The following is a 24,310-nucleotide window of genomic DNA, read 5'->3' on the forward strand; positions in this document are numbered from 1 at the left end:
CCGGGCTATGCTGGCTGTCTACAGCGGAGGCTGCAGGCAGACTTTAACCATTATACCGGGATATCCAGCGATTTCAAGAGAAATGATTGCCATTCGGGTACACGATCACCTTGAGGCTTCCCGCCTTGTTGGTCATTGCCCGCTCAAGTGCCTCCTGCGTTTGCTCCAGCGTGTACCGGTCTGTGAACAGCGGGCTCACATCGGCGATCCCGGAGGCCAGGAACTCGATGCCGCTCGGATACGTATTGGCGTAGCGGAACACGCCATATACCTCGATCTCGCGGTCGATCAGCACATGCACATCCAGCGGCGTTTCCGCTTGGGCCGGCAGACCGACCAATCCTAGCTTGCCTCCGCGCCGCAAGGACAGCAGCGCGGATTGCAGCGCTCTAGGGCTTCCTGCCGTTTCCCAGGCCGTATCCACACCCTGACCGTCCGTCAGCTCCAGGATCGTAGCCACCGGATCCTGCTCGCGTGCATGGATCGCATGGGTCGCGCCCAGCTTCAGCGCCGCCTCCAGACGAACCGGCTCCAGATCACTAACGTATATCCGGGTAGCGCCGAACGCCTTGGCCGCCACAACCGCCATCAAGCCGACGGGTCCCATCCCCATGATCGCAACGCTGGAGCCTGGCTGCAGACCGGTCCGTTTGGCCGCATGGATACCGACTGAGAACGGTTCCACAAGTGAGGCCTCTTCATACGACAAATGATCGGGAATCGGGAAAAGGAAATCCTCGCGCAGCTTGATATATTGGGCGAATGCCCCATCAACAGGCGGCGTGGCAAAAAACACGACGTCCGGACATAAATTGTAGCGTCCTTCCTTACAAAAGCTGCAGCGTCCGCAGGTAACTCCAGGCTCCATCGCTACCCGGTCGCCCGCCTTGAACTTCGTTGCCTTCGCTCCCGCCGCCACCACCTGCCCCGCGCACTCATGCCCGAGAATAATCGGCTTCTCGACCACATACGAGCCGATCTTGCCGTGCTCGTAATAATGGACATCCGATCCGCAGACGCCGACCGCCATGACCTTGACCAGCACCTCATCGTCCTGGGGCCGGGGAACTTCCCGCTCCTCGATTACGATTTCTTTTACCTTCGTCATGACTGCTGCCTTCATCGTTGCAGGAATTGCCGGATCTTTCATCTATGTCATTCCTTCCTTGGTATAGGGTGCCGCTGGGCTACGGCTGCTTGCCCCTCTATTCTAACACTTCCACGGTGACGTCATAAGCAATAATTTCTACTTTTCCTGACTTGAGACATACCTTCTCAAGTTCCGCAATTCGTAAGAAATCTCCGTCCAAGGAATAGGGTAAGATGGGTTTATCCATCAAATGTCCTCAGGACAAGGAGAACCGACTATGAACAATAACCGCATCCGGTCCATCGCCTATTGGGTGACGACCATTATGGGGCCAGCCAGCTTTGTCATCGGCGGCTTTCTGTTTACCACGCAGAGCCAGCAGCAGGTCGACACGCTGGTTCAGCTTGGCTTTCCGCCGTACCTGGCCGTCATTCTGGGCATCGGCAAGCTGCTGGGAGTGATCGCTGTTGTGATCCCCCGTTTCCCAAGGCTCAAGGAATGGGCTTATGCCGGCTTTTTCTTCGATCTGGCGGGCGCCGCAGCGGCCCATGCCTTCTCCGGGCACAGCGCGGACGTCATCGCCCAGCCGCTCGTGTTTCTTGCCCTGGTCATGGCATCCTGGGCGCTGCGACCGCCGAGCCGCAAGCTGCCTTCCCGGTAAAGCCCCGTACCCGGGGCCGGGCACAAAGAAGCGCGACTCTTCCATCCGGCTGATGGAAAGGTCGCGCTTCTTTGTGCGATTAACCTCCGGTTTCCTCCGAAGCCGGAAACCATTCGGCGGAGCGCTGCAGCAGCAGGCAGAAGGACCGGTTGTGTCCGATATAAAAGGAGGACAGATCGTAGCGGCTCCGCCCAGGCTCCCAAGTGACCAGCAGCCGATGACGCATATGCGCCATCGCCGAGGCAACGAAACGGTCCGCCCGCTCCGAGGCGATGAGCGTCACATACGCGTACAGCGAATGGTCCTCCGGCTCATCCAGCGGGCTGACGCCTGCGCAGGAAAATTCTGTCTCGATCCCCAGCCGCTTGAGCCGGGCAAGCGCGTCAAGTAATTCCGCATCGATATGCATATTGCCGAGCATAGCCGTCTGCTTGCTGCGGCGTCGGTGCTTGGGACGCTGCACCCATGCGACCAGTTCCCGCTCTCTGCGCCGCCACTGCTCTGGCGTATGTATGCTAATGACCTGCTCCGGCTCATCTACGCTATGAATTTTGCCCATACCCATGCAAACTCCTCCTCTACCTGCATGCCCGATCCCTGATCACAGAGCTTTACAGCTTCGGCAGCGAGTCGGGGAACGACCGCCAGTTGCTGTTCATTTCCTCCGGCGTCAGCAGTGCCTCATCCAGGGTGCGTTCCACTTCATTCCGATCCATCTCAACGCCGATAAATACAAGCTTATTCACCCGGTCTCCCCACTCGTCATCCCAATCCGGCGACTTCGGATACTCGTTTCCGAAGTATGCGTAACGCTCCTCCTCAGACAACGCGGCCACCCAGAGCCCGGCCGGAGACAGCTGGCGGGATACGCCCGCTTGGCTGAAGGAAAGAGCCGACTGGTTGCGGGTCGCCACCCAGAGAATGCCTTTGGACCGGACGACCCTCTCTGGCCAGCGGTTCAGCCATTGCAGCAGCCGCTCGGGATGGAAGGGGCGCTTGCGGGTATAGACGAAGGAGGAAATGCCGTACTCTTCCGTTTCCGGTGTATGATGCTCCTTGTGCAGCTCCTGTATCCATCCGGCGGATTGGCTAGCTTCCTCGAAGTTGAACAGATGCGTGTTCAGAATCTCCCTGGGATCGATCTGCCCATAGCTCGTCCTGATGACCTTGGCCTTCGGTTAGAGTCCTCGAAGCGCCTGCTCCAGCCTGTCGAGCTCTGTCTCACTGACCATATCGCATTTGTTGATCACCAGCACATCGCAGAACTCGACCTGTGGAGCACATGGTTCAAGACCGTCGTTTTCCCCACACCCAGGTAACCGCTCAATACAGTCACCGGAATCCTCGCCATATCGTTCTCTTCCACGATTCGTACCTCCGTCATCGGCTTGTGGCACCTCTTTCTCTTGAGCTTCCTGATTTCGCTTCTTCCTCTTACCGAGATAGGCAGTTTCCAGTAATAATTAATAGTAATTATTACTATTTAAAACAAGCATACATCCTTAACGAACCGGATGTCAACCATCTATCCTGTCCTGCTTACGTGCAAGGAGGTGCGACTGGGTCTGAGCTTTCTTCCCACTTTCGGGCAATCAGAACCGTATCAGGTCCCTGCCAAAACCTTCTCATCCAGAGCGGCTGCTTGCTTCCGCGGCTGATACTCCCGGTATGCGTCCTCCAGCGTCCGGTACGTCAACGGAGCGCTCCCGATGATCGCTTTACGCTTAGCCTTGAGGAAGATCTGCTCCATATCCGCGAAGCTTACACCTCTGAGCAGTTCTGCGGCACGTCCGGCTATGCCTGCGTCGTGTTCGAAACCATCCAGCATCAGCCGGATGTATGCCATAATTTCCGCTTCACCTGGCATCCGGTAGGTCATTCTCGTATCGAATCTACGCCATACCGCATGATCTAACTGATCCTCGAGATTGGTTGCGGCCATCAGAACGCTGCCGCCCTCGAACTCATCGAGACATTGCAGCAGCGTGTTCACGACCCTGGACATCTCCTTGACCTCGTCATTATTCTCGCGTGTCCGGGCGATAGCGTCGAACTCGTCTAGGAACAGTACGCAGGGCGATGCCTTCGCATAGTCGAACAGCTTGCGGACATTGCTCGCCGTCTCGCCGAGGAAGCTGTTGATAACCGCATCCAGACGGACGATGATCAGCGGAAGCTCCAGCCGCTGCGCCATATAGAAGGCAGTTAGCGTCTTGCCGGTGCCGGGAGGTCCGAACATCACGATCTTGTTCGGAACAGGCACATCATGCTCCGCGAACCTATCCTTCATCCCGAGGATCGTGACAAACTCTTCGATCATTTGCCGGTTATCCGGCTGCAGCACGATCCGCTTCACTTTGAGGGCGCATTCCTCGGGGGCATATACCGTAGCGGTGTCGATACCTTTGGATTTGGGCAGAAAACGGCTGCCGTTATTTTTATTTTTACTCATGTTGTCGGTTTAGCTCCTTCAATAAAATGCAAGCGGCCGCAAGAAAATCCCGGCATCGGCTGCCAGGCATACATCTTCTTGCGGCCGAGCTTCTGGCCGGCATACCTGGACGGCGGACTAGCGCTCGCCGGGCAGGTCCAGATTCCAGATCAGCCCTTCCCGGTCCAGCTCGACTTGCTCCAGCTGCTTCTCGAAATCCCCTGCCGGAGGAATGCTGTCTACCAGCGACCACGCTTCGCCGTCTTTCCTGACATAGACCGTCCATTGCTGGCCCTCAAGCCGAAATTGAACAATTTCTGTGCCTCTCCAGCCTCTCCGGGTCTTGGAAGGGCGGTGCTCGCTCAAGATGACCAGGTCGTTCTGCATCTCATAGGTCAGACGCACCGCGTCCCTGACATAGACTGGAACCTTCAATTGAATATAACCATCCAGAATCTGGCGGACTCTGCGAATCGTAAACGGATCCATCCCTATGCTCACCTCCGATAAGGTCTCGCGGACATACGTCCGCCATTACCAGCTGGATTTGGTGACGCCGGGAATCTGTCCCTGATGAGCCAACTCGCGGAACACAATCCGGGATACGTGGAATTTGCGCAGGTAGCCTCTCGGACGGCCTGTCACCTGGCAGCGGTTATGCAGCCGTGCCCTGGAAGAGTCGCGCGGCAGCTTGTTTAGCGCCTCGTAATCGCCTTGCTCCTTCAACTGCTTTCTGCGCTCGGCATACCGGGCCACCAAGGCTTGTCTGAGTTTTTCTTTATGTACTTTGGATTTCTTTGCCAATGCCATCACCTTTTTTAGTAATATTTACTATTTAATATAACAGATCGATGGCTGTTTGAAAAGCCTCCGTCCTTTTTAGAGAATGTCCGGCCTTCCGAACGGACGCAGCAAAAAGGGCCGCCTGGATCGGCAGCCCCCGATGGTTTCAAACGGTTAAGACTAGTACCAGAACGCCTGAGTGATAATCACAAGAAGGATAAACAAGACCAGAATCGCACCTGTCGATGTAAACCCGCCTGCACAACTTGCGCCAACTCCTGCTCCGCCAACCAAACCCATAGTGAAAACCTCCTTCGTGAGTATACGTTAGTCTATGAGTCTGAGGGCGGCTTCGCCTGTGCGTTTGCCCTATTTTTTTGGTGAAGACCTAAGCATGATTTTCCCCTGTATTTGGAACAATAGGGAACAAGTTCACACCGAGGAGAGCAGGCTATGCATCTATTTTTGGCGGTTCTCAGCATATTCGCCACCTGGAAATGGGGCGACTGGAAGCATTGGAAGCAGTATCAGCCTACGATGCTGTACATCACCGCAGGAGGCATGCTGTACGAATTTATTACCCATGACCGCAACCTCTGGCTGTTTCATCCGGATCTTGTCTGCAATCAGAAGATGACGGTCATCCTGTATGCCGTGTTGACGATGCCGCTCAATGTCTTGATATTTTTGTCGACCCTGCCCCGGCGGGGGAGATGGAGAACGGTGCTGCATGTGCTGTATTGGGTCGCCATCTATTCCTGTTCGGAGTGGCTGCTGCAATACCTCGGCAAGATCGAATACAGCCATGGATGGTCATTCTGGCACTCCGTGCTATTCGACCTGATGATGTTTCCGATGCTGATTCTCCATCATAAAAAACCGCTCGCGGCCTATCTCCTGTCCGTATTTATTACCATCGGCCTGACCCTCTGGTACGAAGCGCAGACCTAATGCTTCCTTGCCCCTGCTATGCCTGCATAACCTCTTCCAGCGTGGGAATCGATTCCTGTGCCCCATGCCGCGTAACGGCAATCGCCGATGCTCGCTGTGCGAGCTCCACCGCCTCGTCCATGCTGCGTCCTGTTGTGATCATCGCGGCTAGCGTACCGGAGAACGTATCCCCTGCGGCCGTTGTATCCACTGCCTGGACCTTGCGGGCCGGCTTGTACTGGCTGTCCGTGCCGTTATAATAGACGATGCCCTTATCCCCCAGAGTGATGAGCGGGTACTTGATCCCCTTCTCCCGCAGCCGCTCCAGCGCGACCAGCGCATCCTCCGTACTACGAATCTCAACACCTGTATACAGCCGGCATTCGATTTCGTTGGGCGTGAAGTAGTCGATGCCCTGCAGCAGCGCGTCATCCAGCGGAGCCGCCGGTGCGGGGTTGAGGAAGATGGGCACCTTGCCTTTCAATAAGGCAACGGTCTCATTGACCGTTTCCATCGGAATTTCAAGCTGCAGCATCACCGCGGAAGCCGAGAGCAGCTCGCGCTCGAAGCCCCTCACATAATCCGGCGTCACCCGGTCATTGGCCCCTCCGTCGAGAATGATGCTGTTATTGCCGTCCATCACCGTAATCGCGGCTACTCCCGTCGATACGCCGGTCTCGCGGCCGAGGTAGTCGGTGCGGACGCCAGAGCTCTCCAGCTTCTCGGCCAGCGACCCGCCGAACAGATCGTCCCCGACCTTCCCCAGAAACCACGTTTCGGCTCCCATCCGGGCACTAGCTACCGCCTGATTGGCCCCCTTGCCTCCGGGAGAAAGGAAAAATCCGCTCCCTCTCATCGTCTCCCCCCGGTCCGGAATCCGGCTTGTCTGCATCACCATATCCATATTTGCACTGCCGATTACGATAATTGCCATTCCTTCATGCCTCCATCTTCTTCGTTCGTCCACATGCGGCTGTAAGCCACGAAGCATCCAACCCGTTCAAATCCCGGGAAAGCTCCGGCTGGCCTTTCTCGTCCATACGAGCCCTCGGGAGCGTGCCCCTGACGGAACCCTGTGCCCTTCCAGCGACGGGCGTTAACGTAATCGTATAGCTTAGCCGCATTGCTTGCAACCCTGTATTCCCAGCCGCATGCATGTGGGAAGCTTTTAGGCTGCCAAACGCCAGCCGTCTGCTGACGTACTACCTTCACGGCCTGGTTCAATTCACAGCTCGATCTCCAGATTCATCAACGGGGCATGCTGCTGGGCACCGTACACATCCCGGTCCAAGCAGGTTCCCGAGGACACTTGACGGGCGAACGTAATCTTGAAGCCCAGCGCCTGATCGAAAAAAACAAGGTGGGTAATCTGATCCGGAGAAATCCGGTAGAGCCTAGACACCAGCTCTTTATTGATCATTCCGCTCTCCTTGATCCGGTAGTAGAGATTTCTTCGTTCTTCGGGGAACAAGACGTCGACCGTAATTTCAAACGGACCGCTATTCTTGCTGCGCAGCACGGCAGCCGCTTCGTACAGCTTCATGCCTTCACCTCCTCATATTCGGTGGAGAACATCTCCAGGCCGTCCGCAACGTCCATCAAGTGGTAGACGGAGAACTCATAGACCGGACCGAAGGGAATATCGCTCGGCGCAAACGGAAATGCCAAATTCCCGGCCGTAGACTTGCGGCCCTCGTAGCCATAATGCAGGAAAGTAGATCTCACTGAGCTGCACACCATATTCGCCAGCTCCTGCGTAACAGCGACGACCTCGAACACAACGCCTAGCTCATGCCCCACCTTCGTCTCCGGCTCCAGCTCGCCCATGACTCCGTTCAAGCCGTAATTCAGAAAGTTGATCCGGTAGTCGTCTTGCGAAACCTCGCTGTAGTATTCACTTACCTGCTGCTTCACCTGCTCCTCCACCTCTTCGATGCGGGCGATCAGCAGTGGATCGCGGACTCCGGCCACGACCAAGGTGCGGTAAGCGACCTTCATCGCACCCTCCAGCTTGATCCGATACACAGGTGCAGCGCTGATCCGGCTGCCGCGTACCTCGACGCTGCCGTCGCCTAGCTCCGTGAAGAGGCAATGCTCGAGATCGAGCACCAGACCGGGCCCATGCAGGATATACGGGTGATCCTTCTCATAGAAGGTATGGGCAGCTACAGATACAGCCGTGCAGATACGCGCACGATTCAGCGGCTTTACGAGGAAGGAGTCTTCTCTGACAATGCCCAGCATGCAGTCTTTCGTCGTGCCCGGCTCAGCTGACAAGGCCGCGCATTCCAGAATCTTGCCCAGATGATAGGATAGCGCGCTGTCGAAGCCGCGGTGGATGGGAGCGGCGGCGAAGGGGGACGGATCGTACGCACGGCCGCAGATGATGATGTCCGCCTCCTGCTGCAGAGCCGCGACGATCGGCTCATGACCCATCTGGGCAACAATGCCTGTCGTAGCCTGAAGCCGCTCATCCGTCAGCGGCTTCACGGACAGTCCGAGCGGCTGACAGAGTCCCCCGTTCCATTTCTCAGCTACCGTCTCATGAGGGATGTCCGCCCAGATGGTCGCCACTTTCATGCCGCTGATCCCGTGCTCCTGCAGAATCTCTCGGACGATCTCGCGGGTCCACTCCACATGAACCTTGGCCCCGCTCCCGCCGGCCGACCCGATAATAACGGGAATCCCCGCCCGGGTGCCTTCCGTGATCATGATCTCAAGATCCTTCTTGCAAGCCTGTCTGCTGACAATCGCCGTGCCGGCCCCCAGCTTGTGGGGTCCCGCATCCGTGGAGCCTGCATCAACAACGATCGCATCCGGTCCGCAGGCCATCCCGTTCATGAACGAAGCTTTGGGGAAACCATAGCCAAGCATGCCGCATGGGGCCAAGATTTTGAATTCTCGATGGGTCATAAGTACCTCCTGTTAGGTCGCGTCATATATTTGGGTAAAATATGTGGATTTTAAACATTTGGATAATTGGATCACCCAATTTACTTAAAAAGAAATGGATGCCTAACATCCATTCCGAAAACAACCCTCTACCTTACATCGTCCGGGTCCTTTATTCACCCGTTTCTGATAAGACCGCGGTGTTCCGCAGCACATGGCCCCTCACCTGATGCAGATGAAAGATTATAGCTTCCTTCGCCTGGACCGGGTCACGAGCCTTGATAGCGTCCACAATGCGCAGATGCTCTTCGTAGATTTCCTTCTTGCGCCCCGGAATCTCATCCGTTTTCTGCCGCGTCTTTCGGAGCAGATCCATATGCAGATCGATCAGATTCACCAGCACGACGTTATGTGTCGCCTTGGCGATCGAGAGATGAAAGGCCTGATCCGGGTTGACGGGGTCGTCATCGGATTCGCTATCCACCATCCCCCAGCGCTGCAGGGCTGCGTCAATATCTGCTATGTCCTCTTCGGTGGCCCTTACCGCAGCAAGCTCCACAATGCCGGTCTCAAACAGCTCGCGGGCCTCCAGCAGCTCGATAATGGTCGCCCTCTCGATATTCTCCAGAATTTGCTTCCGGTCTTCAGCCTTCTCCAAGGTACGGCTAAGAAAGCGGCCTCCGCCCGGCCGGGTTTCGATTAACCCCTCCCGTTCCAGAATGCGGAACGCCTCGCGCAACGTGCCGCGGCTGATCCCGAAGCCCTGCGCCAGCTCGCGCTCCGTAGGCAGCACATCACCGGGAGCCAGCTGCCCATCGAGAATAAGCTTCTCAATCTGCTCGATAACGTCCTCGTACACTCGGTGATACTTGATCTTCTTGATAGTCATACCGGTTACCTTCCAACCTGAAAGATTAACTGGATAATTGGATCATCCAATTTGATATCTACATCTTACTGACATCCTGCCGCCAGTGTCAAGATAATTGCCTGTCGATTTGCTTCTTAGCGGGTGAAAAATATATTTAAAAAAGATGTTGCTTTATGACGAAAGATGTGATAAATTAAATGAGGTCGAACGAGACAAGTTAATAAAAACTTAATATGCAGGTCCGTAGCTCAATGGCAGAGCAACCGGCTCTTAACCGGTAGGTTGTGGGTTCGACCCCCACCGGGCCTATCTAAAACCAGCAAAAAGTATCCGTGATATCACGGATGCTTTTTGCTTTTTCTCCTCACATCCTGCCTACTCGGGCCCGTCGTTCACCCGGTAAGACCAGGTGACCGCCTGACCCAGGGCTGACACAACCGGGTTCCATTGAAACAATTGCTCTACATGGTAGATCCCGTGACGCTGCCGGGAACGGTATATCGCTTCAGCGATGACGACTGCCACCCGGCCCGTCAGCTCGGCTTCGCGTTCTCCTTGCAGGAAGCATTCCACCGTTAGCCGGCGGCCGTCCTTTTCTCCTGCTGTGTCGATCTTCAAGGCAAACCCGGCGGAGCCCAGCTTCACATGGCCGAGCAGCCGGACCGCTGCGTCCCGGACTGGCCGCAGACGCAGCAGACGGGATACACCCGACGCCCGCATCCCGGCGACAAGCCCGGTTATGGCCGCTGAATCAAAGCACAGCCGGGTCGCCACGGATGGCGCCCCCAGCGTCCGTGCCAGCGCATGCTGATCGGCAAAATTAAACCGGTAAGCGGTCCGTCGGCCGAGACTCGCTCCGAAATCCGTCCTACGTCCGTCTGTGAAACTGGACACCCGACGGTTGCTGCCGTGTTCGACCACGGCATATGTCGTGCTCAGATTATCGACCGTCCATTCGAGCGCGGCCTTGCCATGCTGATCACCGAGTCCCAGCATAATGGAAATATCTATTGTATCCGTCCGGTCCAGCAGCCTGGATGCATAAGCGGCCAGCAGATTCGTCAGCCCAGGAGCCAGACCGATGCTCAGCACCGCCGTAGCCCCGCCCTGCTCCGCATCCCTATGCAGACCTTCCGCCCGGGACAAAAACCGGTCATCCGCCGTAATATCGAGATAGTCGATACCTTGGCTTAAGCATGCACGTACGAAAACCGTGTCTGTCTGGTCCACGCACATGACCAGCAGCCTGATGTCTGCCAGCGCAGACGGCTCAGGCGTCCCGTGAATGTCCAGCCGCATCGGCTTGACCACTCCGCCAGTCTCACGGCTAAACTGCTCAGCGCGTTCCAGGCTGCGGCCCGCCGCATAGACCTGCCCTGGAAAGAGGGCCGCCAGCTCCCGGCACACCGTCTGGCCGACATGCCCGTAACCTCCCACTACGACAATCTGTTCCTTCATATCGCTTCAATCCCCTCTGTATCCTGCCTCGCTATCCGTCTTCAAAACTCAGGGTTCTACCCGCTTCAGCGCAAAATAACCCTCGATCAGGAACGATCCGAAAAACCGGGACAACTGCTCAAACCCTGCCTCTAGTAACAGCTCTTCCAGCTCGACCGAATCGACGGGGTCCGTTTCCACTCCGATGGAAGCCTCGAACCGCTCCCAATCCTCCAGCGGTATGCCATTATCCAGCATATGTCGTTTCCATGCCTTCATCTGGAGCGCAAACGGCGGACTGTCCGCCACACCGTTAATGGACGCCAGAAACAGCGGCATTCCCGGCTTCAGCTTCTCCGATATGCTCTTCAGCAGAGCCAGCTTCTCTTGATTTCCCTGCACAAAATGAAGGACCAGCATGCAAGTGACTGCATCATACGGATCACTCGCAGGCAGATGATCCACGGTTCCCGGCAGCAGCGATATGCGTCCAGCCAATCCATGGACTGCGATTCTGCGCTGTGCCATCTCCCGCATCGGGGCTGACGGGTCGATTCCCGTCAAGCGCCACTCCGGATGACGGGTGCCTAGCGTGACTAGCTCCTGCCCGCCTCCGGCCCCGACCACCAGCAGCCTGGGTGGAGAAGTCTCACCCTGCTCCTCCAGAATAGCCGCAAGCAGCCGGTCCATCTGTTCATATAATTGTTCATAGCCGGGAATTTTACGGGAAATGCTGTGCTCGTAGCCATCGGCGTGAGGTCCGTTCCAGCTCATTCGGCTCGGACTGCCGGTTTCTTTGCCCTTATCGCTATCCCTATCGACATTTCTGTCAGCCTTCCTACTGGCATCCCTACCCTCATTCCTACCGACATTGAGCTCTTCAGTCTGCTTCCTGGGCTTGTCTCCAATCTGATGATTCCGGTCGTCCATCGTTCTCTCTCCTCCCATTGATCTCGTATTACAACTCAAACCTTTTCTTTGCAGGTACCAGCGACATTGCCAGAATGTCCCTTATCCACTCACGATCAGGTCGCCGTAAAAGATCTGGCTTGTCTTACTGGACTCCCCTCCAGCAGCAGCAGGTAAGCACCCAGCGCCCGAGCATCCTGTTCATCATGCGTGACGAGCAGAACCGTCGGCTTATAGCTTCGGACGTATCCATAGAGACCTTCGAATCGTTGAATACATCGCGGACTTCCCATCTCCTTATCCATCCAGTACACTTGTGTTAAGAATCATTCTCAATTATAAGCATAGGGATGGGAAGAACAATCCCACATAATTGGGATTCCGGGCTAAGGGTACAGATTTGATAGAGTACGGAGAGGAGCTGGAGACATCATGGGCGCTTCTACCTATGAGATTGTGAGACGCGATATCGAGGCAGCAGGAGCCAGATCCGCTTCGTCTCGCGAGTACCGGACGGCCCTGATCCGTCAGCTGCGGCAGGCGCTACCCATCGAGGCAGCCTGCTGCACGGTGGTGGACCCGGCCACGCTGCTGTCTACGGGAGCGGTGACCGAGGACCGTGTGGAAGCCATGCACGACAGGCTGTTCGAGAATGAGTACCTAGAGGAAGACTACAATAAATATGCCAGATTGGCGGCTAGCCCAGAGCATACCGCCACGCTCAGCGGGGCGACACAGGGCTTGCCTGAGCGGAGCCTGCGTTACCGGGATATTCTGCGCCCGGAGGGCTTCGGCGACGAGCTGCGGGCTGCACTGGTCAGCGACGGAGTCTGCTGGGGATTTTTGACGCTGTTTCGCCGGCTGGAGGACGGATTGTTTCGGGAGGAAGAGCGACAATACGTCTGCTCGCTTGTCCCAGTCATGGCCCAGGGACTACGCAAGCAGTGCCTCACTTTGTCGGCCGAGGAGCCGGAGAAGATGACGATGGACACGGGTCTGTTGGTGCTGTCGGGCAGCCTCAACACGCTGCTGTCCAACGAGGCGGGCGACTATTGGCTGGGCCAATTGCGGCACTGGGAGCGTATCTCATCTCCCACGCTGCCCCGCCCGATCCGCGCAGTCGCCTCCCGTGCCAGATCTGGCCTGCTGCCGCAATCTGACGGGATAGGGAGGCTTGAGGCGCCTCCCGGTACGAGTCCCTCCTCCCCCGCTATGGCTGCCTCCGTACCCAGCGAGACGGCAGTGGCACCGGCACCGCCCCGGGTGTGCATCCGCACCCCGCACGGGCAATTTCTATCCATTCGCGCCAGTGTGCTCAGCGGCGGCTCCGGTCAGGTGCAGCAGCTCGGCATCTGGGTCGAGCAGGCTAAGCCGGGCGAGATTTTACCGCTGCTGGCGGAGGCTTATGGCTTGTCTCCGCGCGAGAAGCAGATTCTGGGCAAGCTGCTGCAGGGCTTTTCTACCAAGGAGCTGGCCGAAGCGCTGCATATCTCCGCTTATACCGTGCAGGATCATATGAAATCGATCTTTATCAAGACAGGCACGGCCAGCCGCCGCGAGCTCGTCTGGCCGCTGCTGTCGCGCTACAGCCTGCCCTACGGTCAGGAGGAAGAGGCAGGCCGAGGCGCGACAGACTCCAGGCTGCCGCTCTGCTAAGTACAGGCGCCCGACAGCGCTTGAGAGGCCGGGGGCCGTAAGAGAACACACCAACAAGCCAAAGACCGCGATACACACATCGCAGGCTTTGGCTTGTTGCATGTCCCCCGGTTCATTTAAGCGGAAGAGCGAATGGATAAGGACAAGTTAACGTTCGTCTCAAGGTGCCAGCGAACCAGCGCCCACAACGGAATAAATATGCGCTCCAGCCCCCTACACCGGCACCGCAACCCAATGTCCGGGCGATACTTCCTCCAGACTGGAATGCTCCACCCCGTACGTATTCGCTTCGGAGCGCTCTTCCTTAGGAAGACGCTTTTTCGCCGCCTCTACTTTAGGATCAGGGACAGGAATCGCAGCCAGCAGCGATTTCGTATAAGGGTGCTGCGGATTTGCGTACAGCTCCTCACTCTCGGCGAGCTCGACGATTTTCCCCATATACATGACGGCGATCCGGTCGCTGATATGCTTGACCATAGACAGATCATGCGCAATAAACAGATAGGTCAGTCCAAGCCTCTGCTGGAGTTCCTCCATCAGCTTGACGATCTGCGCCTGGATCGATACGTCGAGAGCCGATAGCGGTTCGTCACAGACGATGAAGCGCGGATCAACGGCCAGCGCCCGGGCTATACCAATGCGCTGGCGCTGCCCGCCCGAGAATTCGTGGGGGTAGCGAAGCGCATGCGCAGGATCAAGCCCCACCAGATCGAGCAGCTCCTCTACGCGCCGCTTGCGCTCCTGCTTGCCGGAGGTCAGCTTGTGCAGATCTAGCGCTTCCCCGATGATGTCGAGTATCTTCAGCCGGGGGTTCAGCGAAGCATACGGGTCCTGGAACACCATCTGCATATGGCGCCGCATCATCTTCATCTCGGATGGAGACAAGCGGTTCACCGCTACGCCCTGGAACAGCACTTCGCCTCCGCTCGGCTCATGGAGACGCAGAATCGAGCGCCCGGCCGTCGATTTCCCGCTGCCGGATTCGCCTACCACGCCGAAAGTCTCACCATGATTAATATGGAAGCTGATATTATCTACAGCCTTCAGCACCCGCCCCTTGCCCAGATCGAAATGCTTGCGGAGCGATCGGACCTCCAGCAGCGGCCGGCCGGGATATTTGGAGTCCTGGATCAGCGGCTTCGGCTTGGTTTTCTTTTTCTCATGCAGACGGGGCAGGGCATTGAGCAGTCTTATCGTATACGGATGCTTCGGATTCTCAAAGATTTCCTCGACGGTGCCCGTCTCGACAATCTCCCCTTCCTTCATTACCGCAACGCGGTCGCACATACCGGCCACTACGCCCAGATCATGTGTGATCAATATAATTGAGGTGCCGAAGCGCTCCTGCATGCTTTTCATCAGATCGAGAATTTGCGCCTGGATGGTGACATCAAGCGCCGTCGTAGGCTCATCGGCAATCAGCAGCGCAGGCTGGCAGGCGAGCGCGATAGCGATCATCACGCGCTGGCGCATCCCTCCGGACAGCTCATGGGGATATTGCTCATATCTGTCCTCACTATTACGGATGCCGACCAGCTTCAGCATATCGATGGCAGCCGCCCGGGCCTCCGGTGCAGACAGCTTTTGATGCCGGATCAGACTCTCGGTGATTTGCTTGCCGATGCGGATCGTCGGATTGAGCGAGGTCATCGGGTCCTGGAAAATCATGCTCATCTCGCGGCCCCGGATGCCTTCCATTTCTTTTTCTGTATAATCGGCCAAATTACGCCCCTGAAATACAATCTCTCCCGCCTTCATATGGGAAGGCGGTGAAGGAAGCAGCCGCATGATCGATCGGGCAGTCACGCTCTTGCCGCTGCCCGATTCGCCGACGATGCCGAAGGTCTCGCCCTTGCGGACCTCGAAGCTGACCCCTTTCACCGCATCGAATTCCCTATCTCCGGTCTGGAAGGATACCGATAAATGATTGACTTGCAATAAAGGGTCCATCGTTAAAACCTACCTATCTGAAAAAAAATTTCATATCCAACCTTGACACTTAAAACAAGGCTGAATAAAATATACTATATCGATCGGAATAATTCAATTACTAGAAAGAGGGGATCTTTTATTGGAAAGCCAGCAATAGCGGGCACAAACGATGTCCCGGGCTCCCGGCTCTCCGACCAGCTTGGCCGCTCCTACTCGGAGATGCTGCTGAGCCCATTGTACAAGTATGCATTGCTTATTCTGGGGGCACCCGTCAATCTGGTGACACTGCTCGTGTACCTATGGCGGAGACAAACGGACCCTTACCGGGCCGTCTGGGCGGAAACAGCTCAGGAATTACTCGATTCAGGCCGCAAGAACACGATTAGAACGGAGATGGAAGAGCAGTTTCGGCAGAAGCAGCTGTTCTTCGGGAAACAGACTTCTCCGCAGGCCATGGAGCGTGAGATCGACAAATGGACGAGCGAGCAGTTTGAGAAGCTGGTTCACGAAGAAGCAGATAGAAAGCTCCTGATTAGCGGAAGAATAAAATTAACTTATTCAGGCACTTTTCAATCTTTAATTGAACAAAGGTTAATTTTTTCCATATCTATCCTTCCGGGCGTCCTGATGTATGCCTTGATGTTTCTGTACAGGAAACCTTATCTGAAATACATGTTTGAACGGCTGATGATGAGCTTGTTTGTCATTCTCGGGGTTTCCGTTCTCGTATTCACGATTCTGCATCTGTCTCCGATGGACCCAGCCGCCAATATTCTCGGCGAGGTCGCTACAGCCGAACAGATCGCCAGCTTCAACAAGCTGTATGGACTGGATCAGCCGTATCTGATCCAGCTATGGGATAATATCCGCGGGATCCTGACCTTCGATCTGGGCAAGTCCTTCTCGGGCAATGAAGAGGTCGCCGCAACGATCGCGCGCAAGTTTCCGATCACACTGACCCTGACGCTGCTTTCTCTCTTACTCGCCCTGGTCATCGCACTGCCGGTCGGCATCATCTCTGCGGCCAGACGGGATTCGCTGTGGGACTACAGCTTTATGTTCATTGCGCTGGTCGGCCTGTCGATCCCGAACTTCTGGCAAGGTCTGGTCTTCATCCTGAACTTCTCGATCAAGCTGCACTGGCTGCCGGCCACCTATAGTCCGGAGAATGCGCTATCGCTGATCATGCCGGTCGTCGTACTGGGTACGGGCCTGACGGCTGCCGTAGCCAGGATGACCCGTTCCGCTACACTCGAGGTTATTCACGAGGATTACATGCTGACAGCCAAAGCCAAAGGACTGAGTTACCGCCAAGCCTTGATCCGGCACGCCATCCGCAACGCCATGATTCCGATCATCACCGTCATCGGTCTTCAGTTCGGGGGCATGCTCGGCGGAGCTGCCGTAACGGAGAAGGTATTCAACATCAGCGGGATCGGCAGCTATGTGGTCGACAAGCAATTTATTCCCGATATTCCGAGTATTCTGGGCGGCGTCGTGTATACGGCGATCACGATATCGATCGTCAACGTTCTGATCGATATTCTGTATACCTTCCTCGATCCGAGGATCCGGACCAAAATGAAGCAATACTAAAGCAGGTGCTCATCCATTGAACTACAAATTTTCATCTGAATACAGACAGGCCATATTCGCCTGGATCGCTTCCATAGCCTTGACACTCGTCTTGCTGGCCAGCGTCTACGATGTCGCCGGCGCGGCCCCAAGCACCGGCCGATGGGCTATCTTCGGAGCTTACGCCGCCTTCACGCTGCTGCAATCCGCCGTGATCCTGCTCATCCGCAGGGACCTGGTCCGGCACGGGGACATCCGGACAGCGACCCGGGCACTCGGCTACGTTCAGCTGCTCTCGCTGGCGGTGGGCAATGTGTTTGCCGCCGCGGCTGCCTTCCACCTGATCCGGAAGTACAAGAAATCCGAGTACACGCTGGCGGTGTATACGCTGCTGACCGGGCTGTTCGTGATCGCCGTCTCGGCGCTCAATCTGTTCAAGCCCTACGTCGCGGATTATTTTATTCCCGCTATGCTGGCGCTGATCATCGTGTCCCTGTTCCATCTCGTCGCGCTTGTGCTGGTAGCCAAGTTCGGCCAGGAGAGCCGCATTTCCCCCTGGATGTCCATCGTAGCCGGGCTGCTGCTGCTGACCTCGGTCACGGGGAATCTGTTCGCCCTGGTGCTCGGCACCAACCTGCTGCTCAAGCTGTTCAGCGGAGGCCATTCGTCCAGATCGGGATGGGCGAATGTGTGGGACAAGCTGTCCCGCCATTCCACGGCGATGACCGGACTATTTTTTATCGTCTTTCTATTTTCGATTTCCGTCTGCAGCTTCCTAACCTTTGACTACAGCTTGGCTGTGGAAAATAATTACGGGGCGATTCTGCAGCCTCCGAGTCTCGCGTATCCGTTCGGAACCGATAACTTCGGCCGCTGCGTGTTCTCCCGCATCGTATTCGGAGCGCGGATCTCCCTGATCGTAGGCGGAATATCGACAGCGATTCCCGTCATCGTCGGCGGAATTCTGGGGGCGCTATCCGGCTATTACGGCAAGCGCACAGACAATATCATCATGCGTCTGCTGGATATTCTGTACTCGGTGCCCGGCATTCTGCTCGCTATCGCCATTATCGCCGCCTTCGGAGCCAATACGGTGAACCTGATTCTGGCGCTTAGCATCGGCGCCATCCCGTCCTATGCACGGACGATGAGAGCCAGTGTCATGCAGGTGTCCAATCTGGAATACGTGGAGGCGGCCCGTGCGCTGGGCGTGGGGAACACGACCATCCTGTTCAAGCATGTCGTGCTGAACTGCCTGGCACCCATGATCGTTCACGCCAGTCTGACGATCGGCGGCGCCGTGATCTCCACCAGCAGCTTGAGCTTTCTAGGGCTCGGCGTCGAGCCGCATATTCCCGAGTGGGGCAATATTCTGAAGCTCGGCAGCACGTACCTCGAATCCAATTCTTATCTGGCGGTTTATCCGGGCTTAGCGATCATTCTGCTTGTGCTGGCCTTTAATTTCCTGGGCGACGGCCTGCGGGATGCGCTCGATCCGAAGCTGCGGTAACTGTCCGGCAATGATGTACTAATCAAGAAAGTACTTACCTTTAGGAGGCCATATATTTTATGAAAAAACGTTCATTCCTGGCGCTGCTGCTAACGACCGCTCTGGTCGCAAGCGGCTGCTCCGTACAAACCAAATCCGAGACTGAAGGCGGCAAAGCCAAGCCTGACAAAGAAGCTTCGTCCGCTCCGCAAACCCCGGTCGATATCGAGCTGCTCGGCATGAGCTCCGGCGAATCCGACCTGAACATCGTACGCGACCAGCTCACCAAGAATGGCTTCAACGTCAAGCTAAACCTGCAGCCGGACTACGGCAGCTTCAAGGCTCAGCAGGATGCCGGCAACTTCGACGTCGCACTGTCGAGCTGGACGACGGTTACAGGCAATCCCGACTACGCCGTCCGCTCATTGTTCAAAACCGGCGGCGACTACAGCATTCTGGCTGATGGCGAGATCGACAAGCTGATCGACCAGGCTGCAGGCGAAACTCCTGACAAATTCAAGGACACCTACAAGCAGCTCGAGCAGCGCCTCGTCTTTGACAAAGCCTATATCGCTCCGCTGTTCATCTCGCTGAAGAGCCAGGCGCTGAACAAAGACGTGCTGAATGCCGACAGCGTGAGGCTGTCCAAATCCCGCGCTCTGCCTTGGGAGCCGATCGATTTCGTCAATACAGCGAAACGCAGCACCGATCCGCTGATTCTGACGCAAACCGCGTCCACGCTGACTTCCCTGGACCCGATCAAGGGCAATGACGGCTCGATCAACCAACTGAACACAAACCTGTATGTACGTTTGGTTAACTTGACCGACGACGACCAGATTACGTCCGAAGGCTCCCTGTCGCTCAACAATGCGATCGCTGAAGGCAACTCGGACTATTACTTCCTGCTGCGCGACGACATCAACTTTGCCAAGATTGACAACAAGAAGGCCGTCGATACCGGAGAGCGCGTAGGCGCGGACGATGTGATCTTCTCCCTCGACCGGGCGAAGAACAAGAACTCGGTGCCTAACCACCGGACCTATACCCTGCATGAGCACATCAAGTCCGCCGAAGTCGTGACAGATCTGGGCTCGCTGGATCAAGTCAAGCAGTCCGGTACCGGCAAATCGATCCGTGAAACGCTGGAAAAAGGACTGGACAGCAAAATCAAGCAGCTGACCGCCGACAAGAAGCAGGCCAACAACAAAGAAGGCAGCTACCAGATCGTCAAGGTATCGACAACGAAGCCTTTCCCTCAGGTGCTGAACTACCTGGCTCACCAATCGGCTGGGATCGTGTCCAAGAAGCAGGTCGAAGCCATCAACACGTATGATGTTGCGTCCTTCGATATGAAGAAAGATATTCCTTACGGCGATCAGAACACGGTCACAGAAGGCGCCAAGTACAATAACACGCTGTACACCAGCGGCCCTTACATCCTGTCTTACAAGAACGATTACGAGGGTGTATTCCTCAAAAACCCGGCTTACCTGAAAGGAACGAAGCACGAGCCTAAGATCGATACCGTCAAGGTCCGCTTCATCAAGGATACGGACAGTGCCCTGTCCGCACTGCGCAGCGGCGAGATTCACTTGTTCTACGGAGTACCTGAAACGAAATTCGACATCGTCAAGAGCGACGCTAAGCTGAAGCTGCAAACGACGGAAAGCAACGCCGTCTCCTACCTGCTGTTCAATACCAAGAACCGCGATGTAGCCAAGAGCGACGATCTGAGAAAAGCCGTGCTCTACTCGATCAACCAGGACGAGTTCCTGCAGTTCTACAAGAACAACAAGATCAAAGCCGTCTCCACGGTCAGCCCGCTGGTGAAAACCGGTAACGAGCTGAAGGCGGATAAGGCCAAAGCGAAGGAATTCCTGGATAAGTTCCGGGCTACGAAGTCCTAAGCACAGCCTTATTCATCGGCATCTGCCGAACCTGATGACGCAAAGCAGGAGCTGTTAACCTTCGGGTTCAGCTCCTGCTCTCGTCTCCAAGCCTGCATGCCTTACGCATGCAGGCTTTTTTTATATTCGCTCGGCGTCAGGCCGGTCATTTTTTTAAACACCGTACAGAAATGCGGGTAGCTGACGAAGCCGATTTTCTCAGCCAGCTCATAGTTTTTGTATTTGGCCGAGGCCAGATATTCCTTGGCCTTCCCGATGCGCTGGAACGTGACGAAGTCGAGAAAGTTGTCCCCGGTCTCCTCCTTGAACAGATGGCTCAAGTAGCTTGGGTTCATATGTATATGCTCCGCTACCCGCGTCAGGGTCAGGTTCTCTCCGAGATGCTTCAGAATGAACTCGACCGCCTTCTGAATATCCGGGTGAAGCCCTTCCCGCCCTCCCGATGCGTGGCGCGGCAGCCGTACGAGCAGCGCCTCCAGCGTCTCCAGCCATGGCTCCATAGCGGAATTGTCGGCCAGCGCGATCCAGTCATTGCGGCTCAGGGAAACGGCCCCCGCTTCCTCGAGCCACAGGGCCGTTCTCTGCTTCAGCGTGCCCGGATGAGGCCGGTGCGCCTTGACCGACGCAGCGAAGTCGCGCAAGCCGCCCAGCCGCTCGTCGATGTCCGGCGAGCTCCAGGCCGCGCGTGCCTTACTCTCCAGCACGGCCCACCCCTGCGGGTCTATGCGGTCCCACACCTTGATCCGGAAGTCGAGATGGCGGTGGATCGGCCCCTGCTCGTAGAAGGCCGCTTCAGCGGCCAGCATGGCCTCCTGAAGCGTCCTGCGCAGCGAGGAGATGCCAGAAGCGGCAGAGCCGATGCCGAATATGACCGACACGCCGAAATACTTGTGCAGCCAGCGGGTCAGCCGTTGGTGAAGCTGCTGCACGATCCCCTCGCTCTGCGCTTGGCCCTCATAGGCAGAGAGGCCCAGCACCAGCATCGCTTCTCCCGGCCGGTATGGAAGCACGGTTCCCTCCGCCAGCTCCTGCACGATCTCGTAGGCGACCTGCAGCATCGTATAATCGAGCAAGGCATGATCCGCTTCGGGATAGCGGGCGTAGAATTCATGACGATGCAGCACCGTCACGTAGATGCCGAGGACGACCGGTCGGGCACCTGCCGAGCCTATCCAGGGAAATAGCTCGCCAAGCTGCCGGTCCCCGATATGCATGCCGCGCAGCAAATCACCGAGCGCGCGGCGGCGGATCTCCCACGCATGCTGAGCCATCATCTGCTCCGCGTACCGGGCCCGGCTGTGCAGGCTGCGCTCCGAGCGGATCGTCTCGGCGCAGGCCCTGAGCGTATGCTCGATGTCCTCGGTGTTCATCGGTGTTTTGAGCAGATAGCTCAGCGCCTTCAGCTCGACGGCACGCTGGGCGTAGTCGAACTCCTTGTGCGCGGTTAGCACGGCGAAGCGCACGTCAGTGAAGTCCCGCCTGAGCGTGGCGATCAGCTCCAGCCCGTCCATCACCGGCATCGTCAAGTCGGTAAGGATGAGGTCGGGCTTATGCATCGCGCATTTCTCCAGCGCCTGCTGGCCGTTGGCTGCCGTAGCGACCACCTCCATCCCGAGCAAGGACCATCGGACCTTGGAGATCAAGGTATCCAGCACCATATATTCGTCATCGACAAGCATCACCTTCAGATTGGACTGCGTGTTCGGGAATATTAGCATCCGATCCACTCCTTTCAAGTTGGCCGTTCAGGACTGTTGGTAGCGCATTCACGTAAAAGTTCCCTGCCCCTTAGGCACGCGCATCTCGACGACAGTTCCTCCACCCGGCTCGCTAAGAACGGTCAATCCGTAGCCCGGGCCGTAGTACAGCGCCAATCGGTCGTGAATGCTCCGCACACCCATATGATAATAGCCGGACGCGCCTCTCCCCCGTTCGTCCTCCAGCAAGGTCGACAGCTTCTCCACGCTTATGCCGACTCCGTCATCGGCAACGCGGATAAGCACCGCATCCTCCGTTTCCTCGCCGGTGATGACAATCGAACCCAGCGACAGACCCGGCAGAATGCCATGGAAGATGCTGTTCTCCACGAGCGGCTGGACCGAAAACTTCGGAACGAGCACCTGCAGCGCCTCCTCCTCGATATCCACCTCCAGCACAAACATATCCGGGAAGCGGACCGACATCAGATACCCGTAATGCCTGACGCCTTCGATCTCCTGGGATAACGGAACCAGCTCCTCGATCTTGTCCAGATGAAACTGCAGCAGCGCCACCAGGCTCGTAATCATCTGATCGACCTCGTCCGTCTGGCCTTGTCTGGACAAATAACTGATCGAATTCAACGTATTGTACAGAAAATGCGGCTGGATCTGCGATTGCAGCACCTTCAGCTCGTAATGCTTCTTGGCCTTCTCCGAGCGGATCAGGTCCTCCATCAATTGCTTGATGCGCACAACCATCTTGTTGAACGTACTAACCAGAAGGCCGAATTCATCATGGAAGCTGCTCTCTACCGTCGTTTGAAAGTCGCCTGCGCTTACTTTGTCCATCTTGCGCGTCAACAGCTTCAGCGGCCGGGTGATGGAACGTGACAAATAAAAGGAAATAATGAGCGACAACGGGATGCCCAGCAGGCCGATGACGAACGCATAGGTCCGGATCCAGCGGACCGACTGGTGCAGCTTCTCTTCCTTCAGCACCGCCATCACCTGCCAGCCCCATTTGTTGCTGGTCATCCGGGTTACGTAGAGTGGGTTGCCCTCCGTATCCAGAACTTTATGGGCTTCCGCCGTGGTCTGTTCAATCAGGTCCGGAGGAAGTCCGATAAGGTCGTATTCCTTGCGGAACACGTCATAAGCGACATAAGGGTTATTCGTCGTGAGCGGACGATTCTTGGCACTGAGAATTAGCAGATCCTCCCGTGACGTATAGGTCCAATCCCCGTAAGCGGCCAATATGCCCTGAATATCGAGATCCGCCACCAGGATACCGCGATTTTCCCCCTTGGGGCCGGTCAGCCGCACAATATAGGAAATCGTATAATCGGAGACCGGGGACATGTAAGGCTCGGTCCAATACGAGGGCGACGGACTTGTCCGGTCATTGTCCAGAAAGGCTTTGACATGCTCAGCGCCCTTGATTTCCCATAGATAACCCGAGGTGCCGGTCATCCGCCCGTCCGGGGTGACGATATATATATTTTTCACATCGTAATTCCAGAACAGCCGGTAGTTCTCCAGCAGCTTGACCGCTTCGTCCGTCCGATCCGACAGCAGCCGTTCGTCCTTGGACAAGACCAGCATATTCGCCTGCAGATCCTTCATGAACTGGTTGAGCAGCAGATCGGTACGCTCCAGCAGATGGGACACATAGCGCGTCTGCTCCATCGTAAACTGGCGGAACACATATTGCTGCGAGCCGTAACCCAGCAGCAGGATCAGGCTGGCGATCGAGAGAAAGGCAAGCAGGAAGATTTGGACGCCGAGATTCGGCCGTTTGAACAGATGCATCTCTCCTGGTCACCTCCTGCAAATGAAGTCGATCCATTATACCCTGTAACCAGCTCTAGCGGTTACGTATTTTTTGGGCGTTCCTTTGCATGTTTTGGAACATGCCGAACCTGCCGGACTGCCCTGAAACCATCGCAAAAATAGAAAGGTTTTCAGCAAAAACACAAAGGCTACGATGCCCTTCCATCCTCTACACTGGACCTACGGACAACTAAACTCAAACACCAAAAGGAGT

24 protein-coding genes, 1 tRNA gene and 1 pseudogene are annotated in these 24,310 nt (G+C 56.4%); 7 read left to right on the forward strand and 19 right to left on the reverse strand.

Translation table 11 applies throughout. The annotated features are described in order from the left end of the window. Positions 1-73: 73 nt before the first annotated feature. Positions 74-1,150: an NAD(P)-dependent alcohol dehydrogenase gene (locus WMW72_RS09885; RefSeq protein WP_341415280.1), complete on the reverse strand. Its 1,077-nt coding sequence runs from the start codon at positions 1,148-1,150 to the stop codon at positions 74-76. 217 nt (positions 1,151-1,367) lie between these two features. Between WMW72_RS09885 and WMW72_RS09890 the strand changes: the two genes are divergently transcribed. Then, entirely contained in the window at positions 1,368-1,751 is a 384-nt protein-coding gene (locus WMW72_RS09890) for a DoxX family protein (RefSeq protein WP_341415281.1), read from the forward strand. A 79-nt stretch (positions 1,752-1,830) separates the two neighbouring features. Here the strand turns inward: WMW72_RS09890 and WMW72_RS09895 are convergent, their stop codons facing one another. From WMW72_RS09895 to WMW72_RS09925, 7 genes and pseudogenes are all read right to left on the reverse strand, one after another. Continuing rightward, positions 1,831-2,316 carry a hypothetical protein gene (locus WMW72_RS09895; RefSeq protein ID WP_341415282.1) on the reverse strand — a complete coding sequence of 162 codons (486 nt, stop codon included), beginning with the start codon at positions 2,314-2,316 and terminating at the stop codon, positions 1,831-1,833. A gap of 46 nt (positions 2,317-2,362) precedes the next feature. Further along, a pseudogene (locus WMW72_RS09900) lies at positions 2,363-3,025 on the reverse strand (CobW family GTP-binding protein); the annotation flags it as partial. After that, a complete protein-coding gene (locus WMW72_RS09905; RefSeq protein ID WP_341415473.1) occupies positions 2,998-3,135 on the reverse strand; it encodes a GTP-binding protein in 138 nt (45 codons plus the stop codon). The pseudogene WMW72_RS09900 and the gene WMW72_RS09905, both read right to left, overlap by 28 nt. A 219-nt stretch (positions 3,136-3,354) precedes the next feature. Then, a complete protein-coding gene (locus WMW72_RS09910) occupies positions 3,355-4,203 on the reverse strand; it encodes an AAA family ATPase (RefSeq protein ID WP_341415283.1) in 849 nt (282 codons plus the stop codon). 117 nt (positions 4,204-4,320) lie between these two features. After that, positions 4,321-4,671 (reverse strand): DUF3024 domain-containing protein, encoded by a 351-nt coding sequence (locus WMW72_RS09915; protein WP_341415284.1) that lies wholly within the window; start codon positions 4,669-4,671, stop codon positions 4,321-4,323. Positions 4,672-4,716: 45 nt separating this feature from the next. Next, the gene (rpsN, locus tag WMW72_RS09920; RefSeq protein WP_341415285.1) at positions 4,717-4,986 is read right to left on the reverse strand and encodes a 30S ribosomal protein S14; all 270 of its coding nucleotides are present in this window, start codon (positions 4,984-4,986) and stop codon (positions 4,717-4,719) included. Positions 4,987-5,145: 159 nt separating this feature from the next. Further along, positions 5,146-5,265: a YjcZ family sporulation protein gene (locus tag WMW72_RS09925; RefSeq protein ID WP_341415286.1), complete on the reverse strand. Its 120-nt coding sequence runs from the start codon at positions 5,263-5,265 to the stop codon at positions 5,146-5,148. Between the two features lie 153 nt (positions 5,266-5,418). On the opposite strand from WMW72_RS09925, the gene WMW72_RS09930 reads away from it, so the two are divergent. Next, entirely contained in the window at positions 5,419-5,916 is a 498-nt protein-coding gene (locus WMW72_RS09930) for a CBO0543 family protein (RefSeq protein ID WP_341415287.1), read from the forward strand. Between the two features lie 16 nt (positions 5,917-5,932). Here WMW72_RS09930 and rbsK read toward each other — a convergent pair whose 3' ends face one another. From rbsK to WMW72_RS09955, 5 genes are all read right to left on the reverse strand, one after another. Beyond that, positions 5,933-6,829, reverse strand: coding sequence for a ribokinase (gene rbsK / locus WMW72_RS09935; RefSeq protein ID WP_341415288.1), 897 nt, complete (start codon positions 6,827-6,829; stop codon positions 5,933-5,935). Then, positions 6,814-7,107, reverse strand: a complete 294-nt coding sequence (locus WMW72_RS09940) for a hypothetical protein (protein WP_341415290.1) — start codon at positions 7,105-7,107, stop codon at positions 6,814-6,816. The genes rbsK and WMW72_RS09940 overlap by 16 nt, the downstream gene beginning before the upstream one ends. 13 nt (positions 7,108-7,120) lie before the next feature. Continuing rightward, a complete protein-coding gene (locus tag WMW72_RS09945) occupies positions 7,121-7,438 on the reverse strand; it encodes a DUF4387 domain-containing protein (protein WP_341415291.1) in 318 nt (105 codons plus the stop codon). Beyond that, a complete protein-coding gene (locus tag WMW72_RS09950) occupies positions 7,435-8,808 on the reverse strand; it encodes an acyclic terpene utilization AtuA family protein (protein WP_341415292.1) in 1,374 nt (457 codons plus the stop codon). The genes WMW72_RS09945 and WMW72_RS09950 overlap by 4 nt, the downstream gene beginning before the upstream one ends. A gap of 151 nt (positions 8,809-8,959) precedes the next feature. Continuing rightward, positions 8,960-9,676 carry a FadR/GntR family transcriptional regulator gene (locus WMW72_RS09955; protein WP_341415293.1) on the reverse strand — a complete coding sequence of 239 codons (717 nt, stop codon included), beginning with the start codon at positions 9,674-9,676 and terminating at the stop codon, positions 8,960-8,962. Between the two features lie 219 nt (positions 9,677-9,895). Here WMW72_RS09955 and WMW72_RS09960 point away from each other — a divergent pair. Then, positions 9,896-9,967, forward strand: a tRNA-Lys gene (locus tag WMW72_RS09960). A gap of 66 nt (positions 9,968-10,033) precedes the next feature. On the opposite strand, the gene WMW72_RS09965 is transcribed toward WMW72_RS09960, so the two are convergent. The 3 genes from WMW72_RS09965 to WMW72_RS09975 form a co-directional block, all read right to left on the reverse strand. Next, complete coding sequence (locus tag WMW72_RS09965; protein WP_341415294.1) at positions 10,034-11,116, reverse strand: saccharopine dehydrogenase family protein; 1,083 nt, start codon at positions 11,114-11,116, stop codon at positions 10,034-10,036. A gap of 48 nt (positions 11,117-11,164) precedes the next feature. Beyond that, positions 11,165-12,025 carry a class I SAM-dependent methyltransferase gene (locus WMW72_RS09970; RefSeq protein WP_341415295.1) on the reverse strand — a complete coding sequence of 287 codons (861 nt, stop codon included), beginning with the start codon at positions 12,023-12,025 and terminating at the stop codon, positions 11,165-11,167. 95 nt (positions 12,026-12,120) lie between these two features. Further along, a complete protein-coding gene (locus WMW72_RS09975; protein ID WP_341415296.1) occupies positions 12,121-12,309 on the reverse strand; it encodes a hypothetical protein in 189 nt (62 codons plus the stop codon). A 127-nt stretch (positions 12,310-12,436) separates the two neighbouring features. Here WMW72_RS09975 and WMW72_RS09980 point away from each other — a divergent pair, with 127 nt between their 5' ends. After that, positions 12,437-13,660 (forward strand): helix-turn-helix transcriptional regulator, encoded by a 1,224-nt coding sequence (locus WMW72_RS09980; RefSeq protein WP_341415297.1) that lies wholly within the window; start codon positions 12,437-12,439, stop codon positions 13,658-13,660. Between the two features lie 213 nt (positions 13,661-13,873). On the opposite strand, the gene WMW72_RS09985 is transcribed toward WMW72_RS09980, so the two are convergent. Further along, positions 13,874-15,610 (reverse strand): ABC transporter ATP-binding protein, encoded by a 1,737-nt coding sequence (locus WMW72_RS09985; protein WP_341415298.1) that lies wholly within the window; start codon positions 15,608-15,610, stop codon positions 13,874-13,876. A gap of 201 nt (positions 15,611-15,811) precedes the next feature. Between WMW72_RS09985 and WMW72_RS09990 the strand changes: the two genes are divergently transcribed. Genes WMW72_RS09990 through WMW72_RS10000 form a run of 3 tightly spaced genes read left to right on the forward strand, consistent with a single transcriptional unit; the run spans position 15,812 to position 20,566 of the window. Next, on the forward strand, positions 15,812-17,188 hold the full coding sequence (locus WMW72_RS09990) for an ABC transporter permease (protein WP_341415299.1): 1,377 nt from the start codon (positions 15,812-15,814) through the stop codon (positions 17,186-17,188). Between the two features lie 16 nt (positions 17,189-17,204). Continuing rightward, a complete protein-coding gene (locus WMW72_RS09995) occupies positions 17,205-18,677 on the forward strand; it encodes an ABC transporter permease (protein ID WP_341415300.1) in 1,473 nt (490 codons plus the stop codon). Between the two features lie 59 nt (positions 18,678-18,736). Beyond that, on the forward strand, positions 18,737-20,566 hold the full coding sequence (locus tag WMW72_RS10000; protein WP_341415301.1) for an ABC transporter substrate-binding protein: 1,830 nt from the start codon (positions 18,737-18,739) through the stop codon (positions 20,564-20,566). Between the two features lie 101 nt (positions 20,567-20,667). Here WMW72_RS10000 and WMW72_RS10005 read toward each other — a convergent pair whose 3' ends face one another. Both WMW72_RS10005 and WMW72_RS10010 read right to left on the reverse strand, forming a co-directional pair. After that, a complete protein-coding gene (locus WMW72_RS10005; RefSeq protein ID WP_341415302.1) occupies positions 20,668-22,284 on the reverse strand; it encodes a response regulator in 1,617 nt (538 codons plus the stop codon). 48 nt (positions 22,285-22,332) lie between these two features. After that, positions 22,333-24,075, reverse strand: coding sequence for a sensor histidine kinase (locus WMW72_RS10010; protein ID WP_341415303.1), 1,743 nt, complete (start codon positions 24,073-24,075; stop codon positions 22,333-22,335). Between the last annotated feature and the right edge of the window lie 235 nt (positions 24,076-24,310).

It is taken from the genome of Paenibacillus filicis, assembly GCF_038070315.1.
GTDB lineage: Bacteria > Bacillota > Bacilli > Paenibacillales > NBRC-103111 > Paenibacillus_G > Paenibacillus_G filicis.

Bases quoted from the DNA above. Each gene is read 5' to 3' on its own strand.
- WMW72_RS10000 (WP_341415301.1), top strand. From the start codon at position 18,737: ATGAAAAAACGTTCATTCCTGGCGCTGCTGCTAACGACCGCTCTGGTC.
- WMW72_RS09905 (WP_341415473.1), bottom strand. From the start codon at position 3,135: ATGACGGAGGTACGAATCGTGGAAGAGAACGATATGGCGAGGATTCCG.
- WMW72_RS09915 (WP_341415284.1), bottom strand. From the start codon at position 4,671: ATGGATCCGTTTACGATTCGCAGAGTCCGCCAGATTCTGGATGGTTAT.
- WMW72_RS09945 (WP_341415291.1), bottom strand. From the start codon at position 7,438: ATGAAGCTGTACGAAGCGGCTGCCGTGCTGCGCAGCAAGAATAGCGGT.
- WMW72_RS10010 (WP_341415303.1), bottom strand. From the start codon at position 24,075: ATGCATCTGTTCAAACGGCCGAATCTCGGCGTCCAAATCTTCCTGCTT.
- WMW72_RS09930 (WP_341415287.1), top strand. From the start codon at position 5,419: ATGCATCTATTTTTGGCGGTTCTCAGCATATTCGCCACCTGGAAATGG.
- WMW72_RS09975 (WP_341415296.1), bottom strand. From the start codon at position 12,309: ATGGATAAGGAGATGGGAAGTCCGCGATGTATTCAACGATTCGAAGGT.
- WMW72_RS09895 (WP_341415282.1), bottom strand. From the start codon at position 2,316: ATGGGTATGGGCAAAATTCATAGCGTAGATGAGCCGGAGCAGGTCATT.
- WMW72_RS09990 (WP_341415299.1), top strand. From the start codon at position 15,812: ATGCTGCTGAGCCCATTGTACAAGTATGCATTGCTTATTCTGGGGGCA.
- WMW72_RS09910 (WP_341415283.1), bottom strand. From the start codon at position 4,203: ATGAGTAAAAATAAAAATAACGGCAGCCGTTTTCTGCCCAAATCCAAA.
- WMW72_RS09925 (WP_341415286.1), bottom strand. From the start codon at position 5,265: ATGGGTTTGGTTGGCGGAGCAGGAGTTGGCGCAAGTTGTGCAGGCGGG.
- WMW72_RS09970 (WP_341415295.1), bottom strand. From the start codon at position 12,025: ATGGACGACCGGAATCATCAGATTGGAGACAAGCCCAGGAAGCAGACT.
- WMW72_RS10005 (WP_341415302.1), bottom strand. From the start codon at position 22,284: ATGCTAATATTCCCGAACACGCAGTCCAATCTGAAGGTGATGCTTGTC.
- WMW72_RS09985 (WP_341415298.1), bottom strand. From the start codon at position 15,610: ATGGACCCTTTATTGCAAGTCAATCATTTATCGGTATCCTTCCAGACC.
- WMW72_RS09965 (WP_341415294.1), bottom strand. From the start codon at position 11,116: ATGAAGGAACAGATTGTCGTAGTGGGAGGTTACGGGCATGTCGGCCAG.
- WMW72_RS09980 (WP_341415297.1), top strand. From the start codon at position 12,437: ATGGGCGCTTCTACCTATGAGATTGTGAGACGCGATATCGAGGCAGCA.
- WMW72_RS09950 (WP_341415292.1), bottom strand. From the start codon at position 8,808: ATGACCCATCGAGAATTCAAAATCTTGGCCCCATGCGGCATGCTTGGC.
- WMW72_RS09955 (WP_341415293.1), bottom strand. From the start codon at position 9,676: ATGACTATCAAGAAGATCAAGTATCACCGAGTGTACGAGGACGTTATC.
- WMW72_RS09890 (WP_341415281.1), top strand. From the start codon at position 1,368: ATGAACAATAACCGCATCCGGTCCATCGCCTATTGGGTGACGACCATT.
- WMW72_RS09885 (WP_341415280.1), bottom strand. From the start codon at position 1,150: ATGAAAGATCCGGCAATTCCTGCAACGATGAAGGCAGCAGTCATGACG.
- rbsK (WP_341415288.1), bottom strand. From the start codon at position 6,829: ATGGCAATTATCGTAATCGGCAGTGCAAATATGGATATGGTGATGCAG.